We start from the raw sequence: 1,633 nt of genomic DNA, 5'->3' as shown, positions 1-1,633 counted from the left end.
TGGTTGGCTCAGGGAACAATATACTCAGACGTCATAGAGTCCTCTGTTTTAAATCAAAAAGGCTTGTCGGAAGTTATCAAGTCTCATCATAATGTTGGTGGATTACCGGAACATATGCGCTTGAAATTGCTAGAACCGTTAAGATTATTATTTAAAGACGAAGTACGTAAATTGGGCCTCAAACTAGGACTTCCTGAAACGATGATTCGCCGACATCCTTTTCCTGGCCCAGGACTAGGTGTGCGCATTTTAGGAGAAGTTACAAAAGCCTATGCCGCTATATTAAGACAAGCGGATGCCATCTACATGGAAGAATTGCACGCGGCAGATTTGTATCACAAGGTAAGCCAGGCATTTGCAGTGTTTTTACCGGTTAAAAGTGTAGGCGTCATGGGGGATGGTCGCCAATATGGTTATGTTATAGCACTTAGGGCCGTGGAAACGACAGATTTTATGACAGCTCATTGGTCTCATTTACCCTGGGATTTTTTAGGACGTGTCTCGAATCGGATTATCAATGAAGTGAGTGGCGTGTCACGCGTTACTTACGATATTTCAGGAAAACCGCCAGCAACTATCGAGTGGGAATGAGTGAACTCTTAAATCATCAATTAGAACAATATATTTTAGAAAGGAAGCATCAAGGACTATATCGTTCTCGATGCCTACCTTCTTCTACGCAAACGTTGTTAGATTTCTCTTCCAATGATTATTTATCGTTGACGAATGACATTGAAATAAAGCTCGCTTATCAAACAGGTTTTGCAGATTATCCGGTAGGAGCGGGTGGGTCCATGGTACTTTGTGGTTATCATCCTACTCATAGACAATTGGAACAAGACTTTGCTAAAGCGCTATTGGTTGATGATTGTTTGTTATTTTCTTCAGGCTATGTTGCGAATCTTGCGGTCGTAGGGTTGCTTTCCCAATTTGGTGCTCGTTTGTTGATTGATAAAGCGGTACATGCATAAGTGTATGATGGTTTAACCCTGGCAGGTTCTAATTTTTCAAGATTTGCGCACAACAATATGGATGATTTATTACTCAAATTAAAGAACTCAAATGAGCCGACTATCGTGCTGACTGAAAGTGTCTTCTCAATGAGTGGGCAACAGGCTCCTTTGGTAGAGATGGTTAAGTTGTTAAAGCAAGCCAATGGGCATTTAGTGGTCGATGAAGCTCATGGTTTTGGTGTTTTGGGCGAAGAAGGTTTGGGTGGTGTATCTGCAGCCGGACTGTCGCAGACAGATGTCCCATTCAGAGTTATCCCCTTTGGGAAGGCACTAGGTGCATCCGGGGCTATTGTTGCGGGCAATGGAATGTGGATAGATGCGTTGTTGCAATCCACCCGACAGCCTGTGTATTCAACGGCTATAAGTCCAGCGTATGCGCATGGCGTACGTGTTACTTTAGCAAAGCTTAGAGCCTCTCAAGAAAGAAGAGCTCACCTGACTGCATTGATAGACTATTTTCGGCAAAACATTCAAAATTCCTCTTTACTGTGGCGTGACTCAACATCGCCAATACAACAATTACAACTTGGTTGTCCTTACAAAGCAACCACTTTGGCAAATAAGCTTGCTGAATCTGGGATCAGATGTTTTGCGATTAGACATCCCACGGTACCCAAACA

At 43.0% G+C, this 1,633-nt stretch carries 3 protein-coding genes; all 3 read left to right on the top strand.

Annotated elements, in window-relative coordinates; genetic code table 11:
• Positions 1-591, top strand: a 591-nt coding sequence (locus WCO51_13705) for a GMP synthase (glutamine-hydrolyzing) (GenBank protein ID MEI6514309.1), incomplete at its 5' end; no start/stop codon positions are given.
• On the top strand, positions 588-971 hold the full coding sequence (locus WCO51_13700; GenBank protein ID MEI6514308.1) for a hypothetical protein: 384 nt from the start codon (positions 588-590) through the stop codon (positions 969-971). The genes WCO51_13705 and WCO51_13700, both read left to right, overlap by 4 nt.
• Positions 972-1,633: aminotransferase class I/II-fold pyridoxal phosphate-dependent enzyme (locus tag WCO51_13695; protein MEI6514307.1), on the top strand; the 662-nt coding region annotated here is incomplete at its 3' end. It abuts the gene before it with no gap.

The organism is bacterium (genome assembly GCA_037131655.1).
Lineage (GTDB): Bacteria > Armatimonadota > Fimbriimonadia > Fimbriimonadales > JBAXQP01 > JBAXQP01.
Note: the sequence above shows the minus strand (reverse complement) of the source record. Positions and strands in the feature narration are given on the sequence as shown.